At 71.3% G+C, this 20180-nt stretch carries 18 protein-coding genes; 12 read left to right on the top strand and 6 right to left on the bottom strand.

Features of this window, described 5'->3' with window-relative positions:
• Nucleotides 1–13: 13 nt before the first annotated feature.
• Genes trpC through DAERI_RS01255 form a run of 3 tightly spaced genes read left to right on the top strand, consistent with a single transcriptional unit; the run spans nucleotide 14 to nucleotide 2103 of the window.
• Nucleotides 14–802 (top strand): indole-3-glycerol phosphate synthase TrpC, encoded by a 789-nt coding sequence (trpC, locus tag DAERI_RS01265; RefSeq protein WP_103127666.1) that lies wholly within the window; start codon nucleotides 14–16, stop codon nucleotides 800–802.
• Nucleotides 799–1626: an MBL fold metallo-hydrolase gene (locus tag DAERI_RS01260; protein WP_103127665.1), complete on the top strand. Its 828-nt coding sequence runs from the start codon at nucleotides 799–801 to the stop codon at nucleotides 1624–1626. Before trpC ends, DAERI_RS01260 begins: the two co-directional genes overlap by 4 nt.
• Before the next feature lie 27 nt (nucleotides 1627–1653).
• Entirely contained in the window at nucleotides 1654–2103 is a 450-nt protein-coding gene (locus DAERI_RS01255; protein WP_103127664.1) for a hypothetical protein, read from the top strand.
• Between the two features lie 420 nt (nucleotides 2104–2523).
• Here DAERI_RS01255 and DAERI_RS01250 read toward each other — a convergent pair whose 3' ends face one another.
• A complete protein-coding gene (locus DAERI_RS01250) occupies nucleotides 2524–3486 on the bottom strand; it encodes a homoserine dehydrogenase (protein ID WP_103127663.1) in 963 nt (320 codons plus the stop codon).
• 201 nt (nucleotides 3487–3687) lie between these two features.
• On the opposite strand from DAERI_RS01250, the gene prfA reads away from it, so the two are divergent.
• Entirely contained in the window at nucleotides 3688–4818 is a 1131-nt protein-coding gene (gene prfA, locus DAERI_RS01245; RefSeq protein WP_103127662.1) for a peptide chain release factor 1, read from the top strand.
• The gene (locus DAERI_RS01240) at nucleotides 4805–5308 is read left to right on the top strand and encodes an NUDIX hydrolase (RefSeq protein ID WP_103127661.1); all 504 of its coding nucleotides are present in this window, start codon (nucleotides 4805–4807) and stop codon (nucleotides 5306–5308) included. The genes prfA and DAERI_RS01240 overlap by 14 nt, the downstream gene beginning before the upstream one ends.
• A gap of 271 nt (nucleotides 5309–5579) precedes the next feature.
• On the opposite strand, the gene DAERI_RS01235 is transcribed toward DAERI_RS01240, so the two are convergent.
• The 3 genes from DAERI_RS01235 to DAERI_RS01225 all read right to left on the bottom strand — a co-directional run bounded on the left by DAERI_RS01235 (nucleotide 5580) and on the right by DAERI_RS01225 (nucleotide 7147).
• Nucleotides 5580–6251 (bottom strand): anti-sigma factor, encoded by a 672-nt coding sequence (locus DAERI_RS01235; protein WP_103127660.1) that lies wholly within the window; start codon nucleotides 6249–6251, stop codon nucleotides 5580–5582.
• Complete coding sequence (locus DAERI_RS01230; protein WP_103127659.1) at nucleotides 6248–6823, bottom strand: RNA polymerase sigma factor; 576 nt, start codon at nucleotides 6821–6823, stop codon at nucleotides 6248–6250. The genes DAERI_RS01235 and DAERI_RS01230 overlap by 4 nt, the downstream gene beginning before the upstream one ends.
• A 78-nt stretch (nucleotides 6824–6901) precedes the next feature.
• The gene (locus DAERI_RS01225) at nucleotides 6902–7147 is read right to left on the bottom strand and encodes a twin-arginine translocase TatA/TatE family subunit (protein WP_103127658.1); all 246 of its coding nucleotides are present in this window, start codon (nucleotides 7145–7147) and stop codon (nucleotides 6902–6904) included.
• A gap of 158 nt (nucleotides 7148–7305) precedes the next feature.
• On the opposite strand from DAERI_RS01225, the gene DAERI_RS01220 reads away from it, so the two are divergent.
• The 6 genes from DAERI_RS01220 (at nucleotide 7306) to ilvC (ending at nucleotide 14870) form a co-directional block, all read left to right on the top strand.
• Nucleotides 7306–8298, top strand: coding sequence for an RluA family pseudouridine synthase (locus DAERI_RS01220; protein ID WP_165794024.1), 993 nt, complete (start codon nucleotides 7306–7308; stop codon nucleotides 8296–8298).
• Between the two features lie 334 nt (nucleotides 8299–8632).
• Nucleotides 8633–10405 (top strand): DEAD/DEAH box RNA helicase, encoded by a 1773-nt coding sequence (locus DAERI_RS01215; RefSeq protein WP_103127656.1) that lies wholly within the window; start codon nucleotides 8633–8635, stop codon nucleotides 10403–10405.
• Nucleotides 10406–10509: 104 nt separating this feature from the next.
• The gene (locus tag DAERI_RS01210) at nucleotides 10510–11007 is read left to right on the top strand and encodes a DinB family protein (RefSeq protein WP_103127655.1); all 498 of its coding nucleotides are present in this window, start codon (nucleotides 10510–10512) and stop codon (nucleotides 11005–11007) included.
• 330 nt (nucleotides 11008–11337) lie between these two features.
• Nucleotides 11338–13056 (top strand): biosynthetic-type acetolactate synthase large subunit, encoded by a 1719-nt coding sequence (ilvB, locus tag DAERI_RS01205; RefSeq protein ID WP_103127654.1) that lies wholly within the window; start codon nucleotides 11338–11340, stop codon nucleotides 13054–13056.
• Nucleotides 13053–13670, top strand: coding sequence for an acetolactate synthase small subunit (ilvN, locus tag DAERI_RS01200; protein WP_165794023.1), 618 nt, complete (start codon nucleotides 13053–13055; stop codon nucleotides 13668–13670). Before ilvB ends, ilvN begins: the two co-directional genes overlap by 4 nt.
• A gap of 189 nt (nucleotides 13671–13859) precedes the next feature.
• Nucleotides 13860–14870: a ketol-acid reductoisomerase gene (gene ilvC, locus DAERI_RS01195; RefSeq protein WP_103127653.1), complete on the top strand. Its 1011-nt coding sequence runs from the start codon at nucleotides 13860–13862 to the stop codon at nucleotides 14868–14870.
• Between the two features lie 82 nt (nucleotides 14871–14952).
• On the opposite strand, the gene DAERI_RS01190 is transcribed toward ilvC, so the two are convergent.
• Together DAERI_RS01190 and DAERI_RS23205 are read right to left on the bottom strand one after the other, a co-directional pair.
• Nucleotides 14953–15780, bottom strand: coding sequence for a rhodanese-like domain-containing protein (locus DAERI_RS01190; RefSeq protein WP_103127652.1), 828 nt, complete (start codon nucleotides 15778–15780; stop codon nucleotides 14953–14955).
• 129 nt (nucleotides 15781–15909) lie between these two features.
• Complete coding sequence (locus DAERI_RS23205) at nucleotides 15910–18330, bottom strand: ATP-binding protein (protein WP_103127651.1); 2421 nt, start codon at nucleotides 18328–18330, stop codon at nucleotides 15910–15912.
• A 76-nt stretch (nucleotides 18331–18406) separates the two neighbouring features.
• On the opposite strand from DAERI_RS23205, the gene DAERI_RS01180 reads away from it, so the two are divergent.
• The gene (locus DAERI_RS01180) at nucleotides 18407–20101 is read left to right on the top strand and encodes an SWIM zinc finger family protein (protein WP_103127650.1); all 1695 of its coding nucleotides are present in this window, start codon (nucleotides 18407–18409) and stop codon (nucleotides 20099–20101) included.
• The last annotated feature ends 79 nt before the right edge of the window (nucleotides 20102–20180 follow it).

The following is a 20180-nucleotide window of genomic DNA, read 5'->3' as shown; positions in this document are numbered from 1 at the left end:
TATACTCCGGCCCATGAAGGGTGAGGCCGTGACCGACTTCGACCAGGTGCCCGGCGTGCTGGGCCGCATCGTGCGCGAGCGGGCGCGGGACTACGAGGGAGCAAACCCCGACGTGGGCGCCTTACGCCCCCGTCACGGGCGCTTCCGCGCCGCCCTGTCGGGGAGCGGCCTCGCCCTGATCGCCGAGGTCAAGCGCGCCAGCCCGAGTGAGGGCGCCATCGCCCCCCTCGACCCGGCCCAGGCCGCGCGGGCGTACGAAGCGGGCGGCGCGGCGGCGATCAGCGTCCTCACCGAGCCGCGGCACTTCGACGGCACCCCGGAGGCGCTGCACGCGGTCGTCGCGGCAGCGAACCTGCCCGTCCTCCGCAAGGACTTCGTGGTCCACCCGGCGATGCTGCGCGAGGCCGCCGACTGGGGCGCCTCCGCCGCGCTGCTGATGGTGAGCGTGCTCGGTGAGGCGGTCGGCGAGTACCTGGAACTGGCCCATCACCTCGGCCTCGACGCGCTGGTGGAGGTCCACGACGACTCTGAACTCGACCTCGCGCTCGCGGCGGGGGCGGAAATCATCGGGGTGAACAACCGCGACCTCACCACGCTCGGCATCGACCTGGGAGTCAGTCCCCGGCTGATTCGGCGGGCACGGGAGGCGGGCTTTTCGGGCGTTCTCGTCGCCGAGAGCGGTTACCGGACGGCGGCTGACCTCGCCAGCGTGCGGGACCTCGCCGACGCCGTGCTGGTGGGGAGCAGCCTCGCCGGAAGCGGGGACCTGGCCCGGGCCGCCCGCGAGCTGATGGCCTCTTGAGCGTCACCCTCACCTTTCTGGGTACGGCGGACAGCAAGGGCGTGCCGCGCTTCTGGTGCGCCTGTCCGGTCTGCACGGAAGCCCGCGCCGGGGGAGTGAACCGCCGCACCCGCAGCGGCGCCCTCATCCGGGGGAACGGCGAGACGCTGCTCCTCGACTGCGGCTCCGACCTGCACGCCCAGCTCGCCCGATTGCCCGGGCCGCTCGTGCCGGACGCGGTGCTGATCTCGCACGCACACAACGATCACCTGCTGGGCCTGGGTGACCTGCTCGACTACGCGGTCTACGCGAGCGGCGACGTAGCCATGAACGGTGCCCCAGCCGGGCAGGCGGCGCTCGTTCCCATTCCGATCCTCACGCCCGCCGAGGTGCTGCCACAGATCGGAGGCCGCTTCGCCTACGCCTTCCGACGGTCCGCTCCTGTCCAGCCTCTTCCCGAAGAGGGGCTGGAGGTCGCGGGCCTGCGGGTCCGGGCCTTCCAGGTGCCGCACGGGGCGAACGGGCACAGCCACGCCTTCCGCCTCGACCGCCCCGGCTGGCGAGCGGCTTACGTCACGGACGCCATCGACATCCCCGAGGAAGTGGTGCGCGTATGGCTGACGGACCTCGACCTGCTCATCCTCGGCACCTCCTTCGCGGACGAGTCGGCCTCTCCCCGTGAGGGGCGAAGCGTGTACGACGTGCGCGAGGCGCTGGGGTTGCCCTGGGCACGCTCGGCCCGCCGCGTGTACCTCACCCACCTCTCGCACGGGGTGGACGTGCGCGGCCTGACGCTGCCGGAGGGCTGGACCTTCGCGCGGGACGGGCTGGAGATCACACTGTAGCGAACGGCCCGCGTTACACTGCCCGCGATGCTGCCTGGCCTGTACCTGCTCCTGACGCTCGCCTTCGCCGGGGTGCTGCTCCTGCTGCTGTGGCGGCCCGGAGCGGCGCGGGGCATCGTCGTCTGGGGGCTGGCGGCCCTCCTGCCGCTGCTGGCGGCGCTCGCCGGGGCGCTGGCCGGGCAGGCGCGGGCGGCGCGGGTCCTCGCGGGCTACGACGCCCAGCCAGCAGTCGTGACTATCATCAATGGCGATGCGAGCCAGACCCTGACCCTGGACCCCCGTGATGCCGCCTGCGTCGAACGGGCCGTGCGCCTGCACACCCGCAGCGAACTCCTCGCCGGGCGGGAACGCATTCCCCTCGTGGGGGACACGCGCGTGTTCGGCGACTTGCCCCCCCAGCATGTGGTGGAGGCGTTGGGCATTCGCGGCGCCCTGAACTGCCCCAACCTGCGGGCACTGAAGACGGAGGGGTCCTGAGCGGCTTGTGGGCAAGGGGTGGTGGAGCATTTGGGCGCTCTTCTTTGAACAGTGGGAGAAGGGCAGGCGGGCGCCTGCCACCCCCCACCCAGCCTCCCCCGCAAGGGGGGAGGAGTAACACCGCTAAAGCTTTGGCCGCTTTCAAAACCGTCTATGGTGGACGGCCCACTCCCACCCTTGGGCGCGCGCTCGCACGGCCTTCACCACGCCTTGCTCGCGTAGCGAGACGGTGGGCACGCGACTTGGAACACAGCAAGATCAAACCTTGCGCGTTGAGAAGCACGACCACAGGCGAACTGGGCGAGCCCCTTGCCGAGCGCAGCGGAAAGCTCCCCCTGCCCCCTCTGGGGGTAGGGGGCTGGGGGGTGGGGGCAACTCGCTACAAGATGCCCTGCCCCACGAAACAACCTCCCCCAGCACTCAGTGCAGCGGCACATGCCCCGGAAACCCAATCAGCCAGTCCAGCAGATCCCCCACCATCGCCGACGCCGTGACCATGCCCCCCGCGCCACCCCCCGCGAAGATCAGCGCGCCGCATTCCTCCCCCTCGTACACCATCGCGTTGCGGCTGGCCCCCTCGTTGCACAGGGCGTGCGTGACGGGCAGCCGCCGCGGCGAGACGCTCGCGTGCCACCCCTCGCCCTCGCGCCGCAACTCGGCGACCAGCTTGATCCGCTCGCCCGCCGCCCGCGCCTGGGCCACGTCCTCCAGCGTCACGTCCTCAATGCCCCGCACCTCCACCGCCGAGTACGGGAAGTTGCCGTCCGCACAGAAGCGGGCCAGAACGGTGAGCTTGTGCGCGGTATCGAAGCCGCCGACATCCAGGGTGGGCGGGTCCTCCGCATAGCCCAGCGCCTGCGCCTGCGCGAGGGCGTCGGCGTAGGCCTTGCCCCCCTCCATCTGGGTGAGAATGTAGTTGCAGGTGCCGTTCAGAACGGCCTGAAGCCGGGTGAAGGTGCTCGCCCGCAGCACCGTGCTCATCGGCCCGATCACGGGCGTCCCCGCCATCACTGACGCCTCGTAGTACAGACGCCCGGCGAGGGCATGCTCGCGCAGGTCGTCCCAGCATTCGGCGAGCAGCGCCTTGTTCGCGGTGATGACGGGGCGCCCGGAGCGCAGGTACGGCAGCAGCAGGGCGAGGGGATGGTCAATACCTCCCAGCGCCTCGACCAGCACGCTGCTCTCCCCCAGGAAGGCGGGGTCGCTCGTGAGCGGCGTGCCGGGCGGAACGTCGCGCTCGCGGGCAGCGTCGCGGACGAGGACGCCCGTGACCTCGATCCGCACCCCTAAGTTGTCGAAAATGTCCCTGCGCCTCTCCAGCAGCCGCAGCACCTGCTGCCCCACCGTCCCGCAGCCCAGAAGGCCCACCGTCACCGTTCGCATGGGCGTGACTGTAGCGCCGCTCGGGGAGAGGGAACCCCCCCACCCTGTTGCCTGCCTTCCGGTCGTCTAGGGAGGGGGGCGGTAGACTGCCCCCATGTTGCCTGTGTCGAGAATTCTGTTCGTGTCGGGACTGTGCCCACCGGGGGCAAGGCCGGTCGTGCCGGGGCGGGGTCGGGCTTTGCCCGCGGGGACGGTGCCGGTTTGACGGGGGGCCGCCTGGAGGAACTGGCGGCGGAATTCGGCATGGTGGAGCGGGCGCTGGGTGATCCGGCGGCCCTCGCCGACGCCCGCGAGTACGCCCGCCTGACCCGCCGCCACCGCGAACTCACGCCGCTCGTCACGCTCTACCGCGAGCGCGAGGCGCTGACCCGCGACCTCGCGGGAGCCCGCGAACTCCTCGCCGACCCCGACATGCGTGACCTGGCAGCCGGTGAGGTCGAGGCCCTGACCACCCGGCTGGCCGGGATCGAGGCCGAGCTGGAAGTCCTCCTCCTGCCCACCGACCCCGACGACGCCAAGGACGTGATCCTCGAATTGCGTGCCGGGGCGGGCGGGGCGGAGGCGGGGCTCTTCGCCGTGGACCTGCTTAGGATGTACACCCGCTACGCGGAGGGCGCCGGGCTGAAGCTCAACGTCCTCGACGCCTCCGAGAGCGACCTGGGCGGCGCGAGCAAGGTCGTGGCGGAGGTGACGGGGGAATTTGCCTTCCGCGCCTTCAAGTGGGAGCGGGGCGTTCACCGCGTCCAGCGGGTCCCCGCTACCGAGTCGCAGGGCCGCATCCACACGAGCACGGTGACGGTGGCGGTCCTGCCCGAGGCCGAGGCGAACGAGGTCCAGCTCGACCCCTCGGAGGTGCGGATCGACGTGTTCCGCTCGCAGGGGGCGGGGGGGCAGGGGGTGAATACCACCGACTCGGCCGTCCGTGCCGTGTACCGGGCGGGCACCCCGGACGAGATCGTGGTCGTGTGCCAGGACAGCCGCAGCCAGATCAAGAACCGCGAGAAGGCGCTGGTCGTCCTCGCCTCGCGCCTCGCCGAGCGGGAGCGGGCGGCGCGGGAGGAGCGCGAGCGCGAGACGCGGGCCTCTCAGGTCGGCACGGGGGAACGCTCTGAGAAGATTCGCACCTACAACTACCCGCAAAACCGCGTGACCGACCACCGCCTGGAGGGGGACGCCAAGAACTTCGCCCTCGACTCGGTGATGGCGGGCGGCCTCGCCCCGCTCGTGGCGGCCCTGGCCCGCGACGAGCGCGAGCGGCAACTCCTCGCCATGCAGGACGAGGGCGGGGCCGAGGCCCGGGGCGGCAGGCGGGGGACCTATGGGTCGGCGTGACCTCCTGGTGGCGGCGGGTGTGTTGCGCGACCGCTTCGGGCGGGTGCTGCTCGTGGGCAACGACTGGCAGGGCCTGGGGCGGGTGCGCCACACCCTGCCGGGCGGCGTGGTCGAACCCGGCGAAACCCTGCTCGAAGCCCTCTACCGCGAGATCGCGGAGGAGACGGGCCTGAAGCTCACCGGCATCAAGCATATGGCCTACACCGTGCATATCGAGGACGAGCGCCGGGGAGAAAGGGCCATCGCCGTCGCCTTCGAGGCGACCTGGGAGGGCCTCCTGAACCCCTCTGACCCCGACGGCTTCATCGTCGAGGCGCGCTTTTGCACCCCGGAGCAGGCCATCGAGCTGCTCGAATCCCCCCCCATGCGCGAGCCGCTGAGCGACTATCTGCGGACGGGCGAGCCGGGCCGCTTCTACGCCTTCAAGGGCTGGGACGGTCGCGGCGGGCTGCGGGTGCCGCCCTTGAAGACCGAATCCTCGCCCCGCTGAGCGTGAGGACGGCCCGCCCTGACGTAAGATCTGCCAGGGCGGGCCGGGTGTTTTTTGGGGTGATTGATGCTTGGGATAGGAGACTCCTCACCCAACCGTCTCCCCAGGGAAAGGGCTTTAAGGCGGAGCGCGGCAGGACAAGCCTGCTGAGCGAAGGCGAAGGATCTCCAGGCGAGACCCTTCGCGTCGCTCAGGGTGACAACTTTTGAGAGCCTCGCCGTATTGACCCCTCTACCCGGGGGTGAGGGGTCTTCTCCTGACATCCAACGCGCTACAGCGTCTGCACCAGAATTGGCGTTGTCGTGGGTTGGGGGCTGCCCCCGGGCGGCTCGACGCTCACGGCGACAGTCGCGCCGGGCGGCAGGTCGGTCAGCAGGAAGCCCTGGCCCTCGAACACCCCGAGGGAGACGGGCGTGCCCGCCTGGATGCGCCACATCTGGTACACGCGCCCGGCGTCGGCGGGCCGGTTCAGGTGCAGGTAGGCGCGGCCATCGGGCAGGCGCACGAGTTGGCCGAGATCGGCCCCATTCGCCGTGACCGCCTGCGTGGTGGCGCCGGGCGTACGGGCGTACTGCTGCAAGGGGTCGGGGGTGGGCCGCAGCACGAACACCAGGGCGAGCGCGGCGGCCAGACCCAGGGCGGCCAGCGGGAACCAGGGCGTGCGGCGACGCGCCGGGGCGGGCGGCGCGATGGGGGTCACGGCTGGAGCGGCGGGCTCGGCCTCCCGCTCGGCGGCCAGGCGGGCGAGCAGGCGGTCCTCCGCGCCGGGTGGGGGCTCGACCTCGGGGAGGGACTCGACGAGGGCGGTCAGGGCCTCCTGCTCGGCCTGGAGCTGGGCGCGCAGTTCGGGGCTGGCCTCCAGGGCGGCCCTCACGTGGGCCTCCTCCTCCGGGGAAAGGATGCCCAGGGCATAGGCGGTCAGTTGCTCCGGGTCGATGGTCATGCGCGCTCACCTCCTTCCAGGGTGTCCGGTCCCGCCCGCCCCGCCAGGTGACCGCGCATCCTCTCCAGGGCGGCGCGCAGGCGGGATTTCACGGTGCCGATGGGCAGCCCGGTCAGGGCCGCGAGTTCCGAGTGAGAGTAGCCGCGGTAGTAGGCGAGTTCAACCAGTTCGCGCTGCGCCTTGTCCAGCACCTGCACGGCGCGGGTCGCCAGGATGCGGTCGGTGGGGTCGGGGGCCTGCACGGGCGCGTCCCACTCCTCCAGCTCGAGGGCCACGTCGGGGCGGTCGCGCAACTCCTGGAGAAAGCGGTGGTGCGCGATGCTCACGAGCCAGGTCTTGACGCTGGCGCGCGAGGGGTCGAAGCGGGCCGCGTGCCGCCAGGCGTTCATAAAGGCGTCCTGCACGCAGGACTCCACGTCGTCGCGCTGACGCAGCATGCGGTGGCCGAGGGAGTAGAGCAGCCGGGCGTGGCGGCGGTGCAGTTCCCGCAGCGCCTCCTCCTGCCCGGCGGCCATAGCCCGGATAAGCGCCTCGTCGGTCGGCTCCTGAACGGGTGGAAGGTCGGCTGCCATGAGTTGCGGGCAGCCTAACAGGCCGGGAGGGGGGGCGTGTGACCAGGCGCTGGGAACGCCTTCACACGGGGCGGTCATTCAGGCCCGGGGCGACTGCTCGGGAACGGGGACCACCTGAACGGCGGGGGTGACCGCCACGGGCACGTCCTGCGCGGGGGTATCGAGGCCGCGGCGCAGTTCGTCCGTGACGGCGCTCGTGGACTTGCGAAACTCGCGCAGGCCCTGGCCCAGGCTCTTGCCGAGTTCCGGCAGCTTGCGCGGGCCGAACACGATGAGGGCGACGATCAGGATCACGAGCAGTTCCGGGACACCGATGTTGGGCATGGAGGTCCTCCTTGGGGGGCACAACCGGCGGGGCCGGAGGGAAAGAGGCGGGGGCCGGGGCAGGACGCTCAGGACGCCGGGCTTTCCTGGGCTCACCCGGCTGTATCCCGTTCACGCCGAATCGGATTACCACCCGAACGAGGATGAAGGGGGTATGGATGGGGGGAGGGGACAGTACACTGCCCGCCGTGAGTGACGCCCCTCTCCACCTGACCGCCACCCCGGGCCGCCTGGACGCCGTGCTGGCCGAGCTGGTGGGGGCGAGCCGTTCCCAGGTCGCCGGGTGGATCGCGGACGGGCACGTCCAGGTCGGAGGCGTGGTCATCCAGAAGGCCAGCCTGAAGCTGAAAGGGGGCGAGGCGCTGATGGTGCGGGTGCCCCCTCCCCCGGACGCGACCGTCGCGCCCGAAACGGTCCCCCTCGACGTGCTGTACGAGGACGAATTCCTCATCGCCGTGAACAAGCCGCCCGGCATGGTTACCCACCCGGCCCCCGGGGTCACCTCCGGCACACTGGTCAATGCCCTGCTGGGCCGCATGACCCTGCCCGAGCAACCCGGCGCCACGGGTCCCGACGGCTACCGTCCCGGCATCGTCCACCGCCTGGACAAGGACACCAGCGGCGTGATCGTGGTCGCCAAGACGGTCGAGGCCCACGCCCGCCTCGCCGCCGCCTTCAAGGACCGCGACACCCGCAAGCTCTACCTTGCCATCGCCGCCGGGACGTGGAAGGCGGAGGGGCCGGTGAACGTGAACGCCCCGGTCGGTCGCCACCCCACTGCCCGGCAAAGGATGACCGTTGGAGGGGTGGGCGCCCGGGAGGCGCAGACCCGCTTCACGCCGCTGTCAGCACATCCCGATGGGCACGGGCGCACGCTGGCCCTCGTGCGCGCACAGCCCCGAACGGGAAGAACGCACCAGATTCGCGTCCACCTCGCGCACCTGGGCAGCCCGATTCTCGGTGACCCCGTCTATGGTCGGGAGAGCCAGGCTACCCCGCGCCACGCGCTGCACGCGCAGTTCCTCACCCTCCCCCATCCCGTGACGGGCGAGGCGCTGCACCTGCACGCGCCCGCCCCAGAGGACATGCTGAACGCCTGGGTGGCGCTGGGGGGGACAGTTCCGGGGGACTTGGAAGTGCTGCCCGCGTAAAAGTACAAGGGGGTCCAAGGTCTACAGCGCGTGGAGGAGTCCCTTCGCTCCGCTCAGGGTGACAGTTTCCGAGTGTGCTTCGCACGGGTGAAGTTCCTCCGCCGTCCTTTCGCAACACGCCCTGGAGGCCACACCCTCTTCCCCGTCCTGGAGCGCGAGAATTCTCTCCACGACCCCCACTCCCCCCTTGCAATTTCCAGGCGTACCGTGTACACTTTCTCTTCGTGCGCCGTTCGGGATACCACCGGGCGGCTGGAGAGGGCCCCATCAGGACGAGCTTTCAGGGTTGAAGGCGTTTGTAGTTCGCGGGGGTACTTTCCCGAAAGGATTACAGATGAACTTTGATCAACTGATCGCGCCCGAACTCGCGGCGCGTCTCGCCGAACGCGGCATCGTGGAAGCCACCCCCATCCAGGTCGAGAGCCTGCCCCAGACCCTCGCCGGGAAGGACCTGATCGGCCGTGCCCGCACCGGCACCGGCAAGACGCTGGCCTACGCGCTGCCCATCATTCAGAATCTCGAGCCCAGCCGCGAGCGGGGCCGCCTGCCGCGCGCCATCATCCTGGCCCCGACCCGCGAACTCGCCAAGCAGGTCGCGGAGGAATTCTCCAAGAGCGGCCAGCATCTCGCCACCGTCACCGTGTACGGCGGCGCGAGCTACGGCCCGCAGGAGGGCGCGCTGCGCCGCGGCGTGGACGTGGTCGTGGGCACCCCCGGCCGTATCATCGACCACCTGGAGCGCGGGAACCTGGACCTGAGCAACATCCAGTACACCGTCCTCGACGAGGCGGACGAGATGCTGAGCGTGGGCTTCGCCGACGCCATCGAGACCATTCTCCAGCGGACGCCCGAGACGCGGCAGACGATGCTCTTCAGCGCCACGCTGAACGACGACATCCGCCGCATCGCCCGCAAGTACCTGCGGCAGCCCGTCACCGTGGACATGGTGGGCGAGGGCAAGAGCCAGGCCGCCCAGAGCGTCGAACACCTCAAGGTGAAGGTGGGCCGCACCCGCACCCGCGTGCTGGCCGACCTGCTCACCGTCTACAACCCCGAAAAGGCTATCGTCTTCACCCGCACCAAGCGCGAGGCGGACGAGCTGGCGAACGAGCTGATCCACCGCGGGCTGGAAGCCGAGGCGCTGCACGGCGACCTCGCGCAGAGCCAGCGTGAGCGGGCGCTGGGGGCCTTCCGTGCCGGGCGCGTGGGCGTCCTGGTCGCCACCGACGTGGCGGCGCGCGGGCTGGACATCCCCGAGGTCGACCTGGTGGTGCAGTACCACCTGCCGCAGGACCACGACAGCTACATCCACCGCTCGGGCCGCACGGGCCGCGCCGGACGTACCGGCACCGCCATCGTGATGTACGGCGACCGCGACAACCGCGAGCTGCGGAACCTGGAGTACCGCACCGGCGTGCAGTTCCGGGAGCGGCCCCTGCCCACCCCCAAGGAGGTGCAGGCCGCGAGCGCCAAGGCGAGCGCCGACCTCGTCCGCCGGGTGGATGCCAGCGTCGCCACGACCTTCCAGGCCGAGGCCGAGCGGCTCTTCAGCGAGCTGGGGCTGGAGGCGCTGGCCCGGGCGCTGGCCAAGATCAGCGGCGTGACCGAGCCCGTCAAGGCGGCCAGCCTGCTGAGTGGTGAGGAGGGCCTGACCACCCTGATCCTGCACGCCGAGCGCCTGAGCGTGGCCCGCGCGGTCGCCGTGATCGCCCGGGGCAGCGACGTGGATACCCGCCGCCTGGGCAAGGTGCGCCAGTGGCGCGGCGGCGTGGTGGCCGACGTGCCCAGCGAGTACGTCGAGAAGCTCCTCGCCGCGAGCCCCCTGGAGGGAGAGGTGGGCGTGGAAGTCGCCCAGGAACTCCCCGAACTGTTCGAGGCCCCCAGCCGCGAAGGGCGTCAGGGTGGCAACTCCGGCGGCGGACGCGGCTACCGTGACCGCGACGAGGGTGGCTACCGGGGCAACCGGGGTGGTGGCTATCAGGGCGGCGGCAACCGTGGTGGTCAGGGAGGCGGCCAGGGCCGCTGGAGCCGTGACCGCGACGGTGGAAACGACCGCCCGCGCCGCGAGGACTACGGCGACCGCGAGTTCGTGCCGAGTGGGCGCTAAAGCCAGGCTCTGAAGAGTGCCCCTGCCCGAGTGGTGGGGGCATTTTTTATGTCCGGGCCGGACAACCTCAGCCCCCGCCATCCTCCCACCCCTACAGTGGAGGCATGACCGGGCAAGCGGATGAAGCGGCGTTGTTGGGTCCAGCGCCCCAGGCTCTCGAACGGCTGCTGGAGGGCGGCGGGGCTTGCGTGCCGCCGGGCCGCGCCCTGGACGGGCTGAGCGCCGACCTGGCCTGCCGCCGCGTCGAGGGGGCGCCGCATACGGTTGCCGAGATCGTCGCGCACATGCAGTTCTGGCAGGCGTTCAGCGCGGCTCTGGTCCGCGGTGAGGGGCCAGCCCTGCCCGAACACGCCGCCGGGGGCTGGCCTGCCGTGGGCCCGGGGGACTGGGACACCGTCCGCCGGGCCTTCCTGTCCGGGCTGGCGGAGGCGAAACGCCTGGCGCGCGGGGAGGACCTGTCGCGCCAGGTGGACGGGCAGAAGACGGTGGGCTATGAGCTGACGGTCAACGCCCTGCACAACGCTGTTCACCTCGGGCAAGTGATCCTGCTGCGCCGAATGCTGGGGGCCTGGCCTCCTCCCGGTGGGGGGGAGACCTGGTGAACGGCCCGCTTTCCCTCGCCTGCCCTTCCTATCTAGACGCGCCCCCATCCTCGCGCTGCCGAGCCCGTAGGGTGGGAGGCATGAACGCGCCGCAGGCCATTCTCGTGGTGGTACTTCTTGGCTCCGGGGGAACTGGACGCTGAGCGCAGGACGCGTACCACAGACCCCCACCCCCACCGGGCGGGGGTTTTTCGTTGAGGACAGGGAGGCAGCAGGGATGGGAAGCCGCAAGGGACAACATCGGGACAGCACCCACCGGGAAGCCGGACCACGCGCCACGTCGCCTCTGGGTGAGCGGGGCGCGCGGCTTTTTGCCATGAGGAGGCAGGCATGACGCAGCAGGACATGACGGGCGCCAAGGCGCTGTGGGCTACCCTCGCCGCGCACGGGGTGGGCACGGTTTTCGGCTACCCGGGCGGGGCGATCATGCCCGTGTACGACGCGCTGACCTTCTACCCGGAAGTCCGGCACGTCCTCGCGCGGCACGAGCAGGGCGCCATCCACGCGGCGGAGGGCTGGGCCAAGGCGACGGGCGAGATCGGCGTGTGCATCGCCACGTCGGGGCCGGGAGCGACCAACCTCGTGACGGGGCTCGCCGACGCGATGCTCGACTCGGTGCCCATCCTGGCGATCACGGGCAACGTCGCGCGGCACCTGATGGGCACGGACGCCTTTCAGGAGGCGGACATCACCGGGATTACCCTGCCCATCACCAAGCACAACTACGTCGTGCGGGACGTGGAGGAGTTGCCGCGCGTGATCGCCGAGGCCATCCGCATCGCGCGCTCCGGGCGGCCCGGCCCAGTCCTGGTGGACATCCCCAAGGACGTTCAGCTCGCCCCGTACCACGGCGAGATCGCCACCCCCCACGCCCGGCCCGAGATTCCCGCCCCCAAGCCGGAGGCCATCGAGCGGGCGCGTGAGTTGCTGCGGTCGGCGAAAAAGCCCGTCATCATGGTCGGCGGCGGCTCGCTTGACGCGGCGGCAGAGATCACCGCCCTCGCCCGCGCGTGGGATATTCCCGTCATCACGACGCTGATGGGGCTGGGCGCCTTCCCGGCGAGCGATCCCCTCTGGCTGGGGATGCCCGGGATGCACGGCTCGGTCGCCGCGAACCGGGCGATCTCCGAGGCGGACGTGCTGCTGGGCATCGGCCTGCGCTTCGACGACCGGGTGACGGGCCGGGTGAACGGCTTCGCGCCCAACGCCTCAATCATCCACGTGGACCTCGACGCTGCCGAGATCGGGAAGATCGTGCGGACGCATGTGCCGGTGCGGGGGGATGCGCGGGTGGCCGCCCAGATGCTCGCCGAGGGCGCCCAGAAGCTCGACCTCCCCGAGTGGCGGGAAAAGATCGCCGAGTGGAAGACCCGCACGCAGGACCCCGACCACTGGGGCGCCGGGTACGCGGTGAAGGCGGTGGTGGACCGCCTGCGGCCCGACGACATCCTCTCCTCGGACGTGGGCCAGCACCAGATGCTCGCCGCCCAGCTCGCCCGCTTCGAGCGGCCCCGGCGCTGGATCAACTCGGGCGGGCTGGGCACGATGGGCTTCGGCTTCCCGGCGGCGATTGGGGCGGGCATGGCCGAGCCCGGTGTGCGGAGCATCGTCATCGCCGGGGACGGCGGCTTCCAGATGACGGCCCAGGAACTCGCCACCCTGAAGAAGTACGACATCCGCAACGTCAAGATCTGCATCATCAACAACTCGTTCCTGGGCATGGTCCGCCAGTGGCAGGAACTCTTCCACGAGCGCCGCTACTCGGAGGTCTGGCTGGGCGACTCCAACCCCGACTTCCTGAAGCTTGCCGATGCCTACGGGGTGCCCGCCTACCGCGCCGACCGCGCCGAGGAGCTGCCGGGGGCCATCGACGCCTGGCTGAACGACCCCAAGAGTTCGCTGTTGGAAATCGTGGTGCCCAACGAGCACGGCGTCTTCCCGATGGTGCCTGCCGGGGCCGCCCTGAGCGAGATGATCGAGACCGAACCCCCCCGCCCCACCCCCGGCATCGAGAAGAACGCCGCCGCCGAGGAGGCGAAGAACGCATGACGGCCCCCTTTGACCCCGCCCCCAAAGATCACCTCGTCTCCGCCATCGTGCGCGACGAGCCGCGCGTCCTGACCCGCATCACCTCCCTCTTCGGGCGGCGCGGGTACAACATTCGGAGCCTCAGCGTCGGCTCGACCGAACACCCCGGCCTCAGCCGCATGACCTTCGTGGTGACCGGCGACCGCGGTGTGGTCGAGCAGGCCATGCGACAGCTTGAGAAGCTGCACGACGTGGTCAAGATCATCGACCACAGCCTGGAGAAGTTCGTGGACCGCGAACTCGTCCTCGTGAAGGTCGCCATCACGCCCGAGAGCCGGGTGGAGGTGCGCCAGATCGCCGAGGACTTCCGCGCCCGCATCGTGGACGTGGGCCGTCACGCGCTCACCTTCGAGGTGACGGGCGACGAGGGCAAGATCACCGCCTTTATCGAGCAGATGCGATCCTTCGGGATTCTGGAGACGATGCGGACGGGGCGGGTGGCGCTGACGCGCGGCTCGAACGCGGATATTCCTAGCCACGTCTACCACGAGGGGGAGACCGAGGCGCTGAGGCCGGTGGTGGAGAGCGCCGAGCCGAGGGAGGAGAAGGCGCGGGGGGTGCCGAATCTGTTCTAGCTGCGTAGACCCCTCAGTCAGCTTCGCTGACAGCTCCCCTGAGAAGGGAGCCAAAAAGCACGGCTTGAGGAGCACTTCATAGCCTCCCTTTCAAGGGGAGGTGGCCCGAAGGGCCGGAGGGGTTCACGCGACGCACCCTCCCCTAGCCCGCATTCCCCCCCAACTCACACTTTGTAGGAGAATCCCCCAATGGCCGCGAAAATGTATTACGACCGCGACGTCTCCCTCTCCCCCATCGAGGACAAGCTCATCGCCATCATCGGCTACGGCAGCCAGGCGCACGCACACGCGCAGAACCTGCGGGACAGTGGCCTGAACGTGGTCGTCGGCCTGCGCGAGGGCAGCCCCAGCCGTCCCAAGGCCGAGCAGGCGGGCCTGCGCGTCACCAGCATCGAGGACGCGACGCGCGAGGCGGACGTGGTCATGCTGCTCATCCCCGACGAGACGCAGCCGAAGGTGTACGAGGAGAGCATCGCGCCGAACCTCACGGACGGCAAGGCGCTCGCCTTCGGGCACGGCTTCAACGTCCACTTCGGGCGCATCAAGCCGCCCGCCGGGGTGGACGTGTTCCTGGTCGCCCCCAAGGGGCCCGGCCACATGCTGCGCCGCGTGTACGTGGACGGGGCGGGGATGCCCAGCATCTTCGCGGTGGGGCAGGACGCGACCGGGAATGCCCGCGACATCGCCCTCGCCTACGCCCGTGGTATCGGCGGCACCCGGGCGGGCGTGCTGGAGACGACCTTCAAGGAGGAGACGGAGACCGACCTCTTCGGGGAGCAGTCCGTTCTCTGCGGCGGGCTGACGCACCTGATCCAGGCGGGCTTCGAGACGCTGGTGGAGGCAGGCTACCAGCCCGAGATCGCCTACTTCGAGACGCTGCACGAGGTCAAGCTGATCGTGGACCTGATCTACGAGAAGGGCTTCGAGGGAATGCGCCACTCCATCTCCAACACCGCCGAGTTCGGCGACTACGTGACCGGCCCGCGCATCATCACCGATGAGACGAAGGCGACGATGAAGAACGTGCTGGGCGATATCCAGAGCGGCAAGTTCGCCCAGAGCTTCATCCAGGACGCTGAGAGCGGCTTCCCCTATATGCAGGAGCAGCGCCGCAGGATGCGCGATCACCTGCTGGAGACGGTGGGCAAGGAGCTGCGTGACAAGATGCCCTTCATCAACAAGCAGGCGCTGGAGGTTTAAGGGCCGTTAGCTTTCAGCGGTCAGCCCTCCCCCTCGGAAAGGCTGACCGCTTTCGTGTGGCAACAGCTCCCCGGTCGTGGTTTCAGGGCTCCAGGTGCGGTGTCCAGTGGGGGGCGGCCAGGAGGGGCACCCGGGCAGAGGGTCCGGCGAGTGCGGCGCGCAGGTCATTCACGCTTCCGGGGAAGAACGAGACGTTGTGAAAGGCGTTCTTGGCGATCTCCTCCGCCACCGCCCGCGCCTGCCCGGCGTCCTTGCCGAACACGATCAGGCGCGTGTTGTGGTCTTCCATCGGGAGGTTGCCGTTATCCTTGGCCTTCGTCACCTCGGCCAGGGGGATGTGGTGGGCGCCGTTCAGGCTGCCCGCCCGGAAGTCCTCCTCGCCGCGGGCGTCCACCCACCACGCAGTCCGGTCACTCGCAGCGATGTAGCGCGCGCCGTCCGGCTCGGTGACCATCACGCCACCCAGGGCCCGCCAGATGGGCGCCCCGAGCTGGTAGCGGCGCACGTTAGTGAAGCCCGCCGCGAGCAGGTCCTCGCTCAGGCGCTTGCTCTTGCCGCACATCGGGCCGTTGCAGTAGAGCACCAGCGCCCGGCCCCGGTTGCCCGCGACGAGCCGCTCGATCTCCCGCACGTCGCTGACGTACTGGCTGTCACTCACCCCCGGTTTGCGCGCGACGTTGAGGGCGCCGGGGATATGGCTGATCGCCCACTCCAGGTGGGGCCGCGCGTCGAGCACCAGGGCGCTCCCGTCCGCCAGAATCTGCCGCAGCTCCCCGGTGGACACCTCCGGCGTCTTCACGTTCGCCTCGCCCAGGGTGGTGGTGAAGACCGTGGCGACCAGGCCGGGCGTCTGGGCGAGGGCGAGGGACGCGAGGGCGGACAGGGCGAGCAGGCGGAACTTGCCGTTCATGGGTCACCTCCGTCCCCACGGTGCGCCCCGGGGTTCCCACCCCGCATCGGGTGAATTACCCAGAGGCGGGGTGGCTTCTCTGCGGGGTCGGCCTGCTCGGCTTCCGGGACCACCCCACCTCACCGCCCGTCAGACCAGCCCCTCGCGCACGGCGAGGGCGGTGGCCGCCGCGCGGGAGTTGACCCCGAGCTTGTTGAACAGGTTCTCGCCGTGCCGCGCGACCGTCTTCTCGCTCACCTCCAGGGCGCGGGCGATCTCGCGGTTGCTGTGCCCGGCGGCCATCAGGCGCAGCACCTCCTGCTCCCGGCGGGTCAGCCCGGCCGTCGCGCGGACCGGGGCCGGGGTGGGGCGCCATTGCAGGGCCTCGGCCACGGCCGCCCCCAGGCCGAGCAGAGCGCCCTCCTGCCACTCCCGGGCGGAGGCCGCGCGGCTGAGTTTCGCCCGGGCGCGCCGGAGGGTGCGCTCGATCTGCCGCCCGTCGAGCGGGGCGGGGAGCGCCCCCACCCCCTCCCGCACGGCCCGCGCCGCACTCACCCAGCGCACCGCCCGGGCCGCCTCGCCCCAGGCGAGCGCCAGCGCGGCGAAGTCCTCCAGCGCCTCGGCGACGTTGCGGCGGTGGCCGAGCCGGACGGCGCGGGAGAGGGCCTGCCCCAGCAGCGGGAACGCGGCGGGCAGCTCCCCCCACAGGGTGGCCTCCAGCCCCAGGGCGGTCAGGGAGGCGATCACCCCCCGCTCGTCGCCGATGGCCTCCCGCAACGTCAAGCTCCCCCGCAGCAGCGCCTCGCCGCGTTCCGCGTCCCCCCGTTCCAGGTGGGCGCGGCCCAGGCTGTAGAGGGCGTACCCCATCCCGTGCCGGTTCCCGCGCTCGCGCCAGAAGGCCAGCGCCCGGGAAAGGAGCGGGAGGGCGTCCTGGGCGTCCCCCCAGTACAGCTCCAGCCGCCCCAGGTTGAAGAGCGGCGTGGTCCGCCCGAAGTCCCGCGGCTCCTCCTCCCACAGGGTCAGCGCCTCCGTCAGGAAGGCCCGGGCCTCCTCTGGCCGGGCGGCGTTGTGGGCCAGCACCCCGAGGGAGTTGAGGGCCGCAGCCGCCTCCAGCCGGTCCCCCCGGGCACGGGCGAGGGCGAGCCCTTCCCTCAGGTGCCGCTCGGCCTCGGCGTGGTCCCCCTGCATCCGCGCCATCTCCCCGGCGACGTAGGCAGCGTGGGCGCGGGCGACCTCGTCCCCGGGCAGGCGCAGGGCCCGCTCCAGCCAGCCCCGGCCCTCCGTGAGGTGGCCGTGGACGCTCCAGAAGTTGCCCAGCGCGGCGGCCAGCCGCAGGCCCAGGGGGGCGGCGTGGTCCAGCGCCCAGGCGAGGGCGGCCCGGAAGTTGCCGTGCTCGCGCTCCAGCCGGGCGAGGGCCGCCCCCTGCCGCTCGCCCCACACCTCCCGGTCCAGGGTGAGCGCCACGGCGAGGAAATGCCGCGCGTGCCGGGCCTGCCAACTGGCCGTCTCGCTCAGGGCCTCCTGCCGCTCCAGGGCGTACTCCCGGATGGTCTCCAGCAGCCCGAACCGCGGCGTGCCGTCCGGGTTCTCGCCGGGCCGGACGAGCCCGTGGCTCACCAGGAGTTCCAGCCGGGCCAGCGCCTCCCCCTCTGCCAGGCCGGTCACGGCGGCCACCCCGGGCAGGTCGGCCCCGTCCACGAACGTACCCAGGGCGCGCAGCACGGCGCGCGCCGGGTCCGGCAGCAGGGCCTCGCTCCAGGCGATGGTCGCCCGGACGGAACGCTGATGCTCGGGGCGGTCGGCCGGGCCGCCGGACAGCAGGGGCAGGCTGGGGTGCAGGTGCCCGAGCAGCGCCTCCGGGGAGAGCGTGCGGGCATGCGCGGCGGCGAGTTCGAGGGCCAGCGGCAGCCCGTCGAGCCGGGCGCAGACCCCGGCCACGGCGGGCGCATTCTCCGGCGTGAGCGTGAAGTCGCGCCGCACCGCCCGCGCCCGCCGCCGGAACAGCTCGACCGACGGGGCGGCGGCCAGCTCCCCGAAGGTCGCCCCGGGTGGGGGCAGGGCGAGCGGCCCCAGGGCATAGTCCCGCTCCAGCGAGACTCCCAGGGGCACGCGGCTCGTGACCAGGACCGTCAGGTGCGGAGCGTGCCGCAGCAGGTCCTGCGCGAGTTCCCCCACCCCGGGCAGGTGCTCGGCGTTGTCGAGCAGGAGCAGCAGACGCCTGCCACGCAGGAACTCTCGCACGCGCGCCAGGGGCTCCGCCGCCCCGTCCTTCAACCCCAGGGCGCGGGCCACTACGGGGGCGAGGGGTGCGTCGGCCCGGACAGCCGCCAGCGACACCACCGCCACCCCGTCCGGGAAGTCGGGGGCGAGCGCCCCTACCAGGGTCAGCGCGAGCGCCGTCTTGCCCGTCCCCCCCGCGCCGCTCAGGGTCAGCAGCGGCACGTCCTCCCGCCGCAGCAGCGCGGCGAGTTCCGCGAGTTCCTCCCCGCGCCCCACCAGCGGCACGAGGTGGGCGGGCACTCCCCCCGCGCGGGGGACGCCCGGCCAGAACGGCGAGGTGGACTCGTCCATGGGCACCTCCCCCTCACGATACGCTCACCCCGTGGGAGGGGCACCAGACTCGCAGATACCCCCGTAGCATGGCCCCATGACCACCTTCTCCTTGCGCCGTCAGGACGCCCTGGCCTGGAGCGGCGAACACGAGTGGCGCAAGGGACAGTCCTACGTGCGCGGCCTGACCGGGCTGAGCGCGCGGCCAGAGGGGGCGGCGACGGTGCTGCGCGGCACGGCCTACGGGCAGGAGCCGTATCAGGTGCGCGCCACGCTGGAGGGCGGCGAGGTCGTGTCGGCCCGCTGTTCCTGCCCGGTGGGAGGGGGCGGCCACTGCAAGCACGTCGCGGCGCTGCTCGCCCGGGCGGTGGAGGACCCGCGCGCTTTCGCCGGGGTCCCCGAACTCTCGGAGGCGCTCTCCGGCCTGAGCGTGCCCGAACTCCACCGCCTGATCGCCCGGATGCTCGACCGGGCGCCGGAGCTGGAGGCGCTGGTGTACGCGAGTTCGGCCCGGAGTGCGCCCGCCGGGAGTGCCCGTGAGCAGATCGAGGCCGCCTTCGACGCCATCCGCCGCACCTACACCCCCGACTGGGACCACGAGGGCGAGGGGCCGGACACCGGGGCGATCGATCTCGTGCTGGAGGGGGCGGACGCCCTGCTGGAGAATCTGGAGGCGCTGGACGCGGCCTGGGCGGGGCAACTCCTCGACACCTACCTCGCCGTGCTGGACGGGGTGGAGGACACCTACGACGAGGACTTCGACTGGGGACTGGACGACCTTCAGGCGCGGGCGCTGGCGGCGGTGCAGCGTCTGCTCGTCAGCGGCAAGCTGGACGAGGGGGCCCGCGAGGACGCCTTCGAGGCCGTCCAGAGCGAGGTCGCGTCGGGGCGGTGGGATGTGGAGGGCGGGGCGTTCTCCGACCTCGTGGGGGCGCTGCGGGAGGACGAGCGGGCCTCCCTGCTGAACTTGCTCCGCACCCTCGTGAAAGGGGAACGCTCGGAGTACGTCCGGCAGGGGTACGCCCGCGCCCTCTACCACCTGACGGCGGACAACCTGAGCGACGAGGAGGCCGAGGCCCTCCTGCGCGCGAGCGGCGATCTCGGTGAGTTGCTGAATTTTCTGCTCGAACGCGGGCGAACCGAGGACGTGCGGCGGGCGGTGCGTGAGGCCGGGCGGCGCGCCCACTTCCCCGAACTGGAACCCATGTTCGCGGCGCACGGCCAGCTTCCCCTCCTCGAAGCCCTGGCGCGGGAGGGCCTGGAGCAGGGGCAGACCCGCCGCTGGCTCTTCGAGCGGTACGTGGCGACCGGACGCAAGCAGGAAGCGCACGCCCTGGCCCGCGAGATCGTCTTGAAGTCCCCCAGCCCGGAGTGGCTGATCTCGCTGAAAGACGTGAGCCCGGACTGGCAAGAAGAACGGTCGGAGATCACCTTGCGGCTGTGGCGCCAGAAGAGGCACACCGAAGTCCTGATGGACCTGCTGCTGCGCGAGGGGCTGACGGAGGAGGCGTTGCGGCTGGCGGAGGAACGGGACACTGTGCCCGTGCGTCAACTCCTGACCCTGGCCGGACAGCTCGGCGCGGAGCGGGCCGTGCCGCTGATCATGCGGGCCGCGCAGCTTCACATTGACCTCCGCAACCGGAATGGGTATCACGAGGCCGCGCAGATTCTGACCCGACTTCCCGCGCTCATCGGGCGTGAGGCCAGTGCCAAGCAGGTCCGGGCGGTCATCGAGCGGCAACCCCGCCTCCCCGCCCTGCGCGACGAATTGAGGCAGGCGGGGCTGCTGTAGCCCGGCTGGTGTAGACGACTCCCCTTGCCCGGGGAGCCCCCTGCCGTTACAGTTGCGCCATGAATCCGTTCGGCCTGCT

It is taken from the genome of Deinococcus aerius (genome assembly GCF_002897375.1).
GTDB lineage: Bacteria > Deinococcota > Deinococci > Deinococcales > Deinococcaceae > Deinococcus > Deinococcus aerius.
This window is presented reverse-complemented; position numbering and strand designations above follow the sequence as displayed.

What these genes read in the sequence shown, in the direction of transcription:
- trpC (WP_103127666.1), top strand. Translation starts at nt 14, where the DNA reads ATGAAGGGTGAGGCCGTGACCGACTTCGACCAGGTGCCCGGCGTGCTG.
- DAERI_RS01255 (WP_103127664.1), top strand. Translation starts at nt 1,654, where the DNA reads ATGCTGCCTGGCCTGTACCTGCTCCTGACGCTCGCCTTCGCCGGGGTG.
- DAERI_RS01250 (WP_103127663.1), bottom strand. Translation starts at nt 3,486, where the DNA reads ATGCGAACGGTGACGGTGGGCCTTCTGGGCTGCGGGACGGTGGGGCAG.
- DAERI_RS01240 (WP_103127661.1), top strand. Translation starts at nt 4,805, where the DNA reads ATGGGTCGGCGTGACCTCCTGGTGGCGGCGGGTGTGTTGCGCGACCGC.
- DAERI_RS01235 (WP_103127660.1), bottom strand. Translation starts at nt 6,251, where the DNA reads ATGACCATCGACCCGGAGCAACTGACCGCCTATGCCCTGGGCATCCTT.
- DAERI_RS01230 (WP_103127659.1), bottom strand. Translation starts at nt 6,823, where the DNA reads ATGGCAGCCGACCTTCCACCCGTTCAGGAGCCGACCGACGAGGCGCTT.
- DAERI_RS01225 (WP_103127658.1), bottom strand. Translation starts at nt 7,147, where the DNA reads ATGCCCAACATCGGTGTCCCGGAACTGCTCGTGATCCTGATCGTCGCC.
- DAERI_RS01220 (WP_165794024.1), top strand. Translation starts at nt 7,306, where the DNA reads ATGGGGGGAGGGGACAGTACACTGCCCGCCGTGAGTGACGCCCCTCTC.
- DAERI_RS01215 (WP_103127656.1), top strand. Translation starts at nt 8,633, where the DNA reads ATGAACTTTGATCAACTGATCGCGCCCGAACTCGCGGCGCGTCTCGCC.
- DAERI_RS01210 (WP_103127655.1), top strand. Translation starts at nt 10,510, where the DNA reads ATGACCGGGCAAGCGGATGAAGCGGCGTTGTTGGGTCCAGCGCCCCAG.
- ilvB (WP_103127654.1), top strand. Translation starts at nt 11,338, where the DNA reads ATGACGCAGCAGGACATGACGGGCGCCAAGGCGCTGTGGGCTACCCTC.
- ilvN (WP_165794023.1), top strand. Translation starts at nt 13,053, where the DNA reads ATGACGGCCCCCTTTGACCCCGCCCCCAAAGATCACCTCGTCTCCGCC.
- ilvC (WP_103127653.1), top strand. Translation starts at nt 13,860, where the DNA reads ATGGCCGCGAAAATGTATTACGACCGCGACGTCTCCCTCTCCCCCATC.
- DAERI_RS01190 (WP_103127652.1), bottom strand. Translation starts at nt 15,780, where the DNA reads ATGAACGGCAAGTTCCGCCTGCTCGCCCTGTCCGCCCTCGCGTCCCTC.
- DAERI_RS23205 (WP_103127651.1), bottom strand. Translation starts at nt 18,330, where the DNA reads ATGGACGAGTCCACCTCGCCGTTCTGGCCGGGCGTCCCCCGCGCGGGG.
- DAERI_RS01180 (WP_103127650.1), top strand. Translation starts at nt 18,407, where the DNA reads ATGACCACCTTCTCCTTGCGCCGTCAGGACGCCCTGGCCTGGAGCGGC.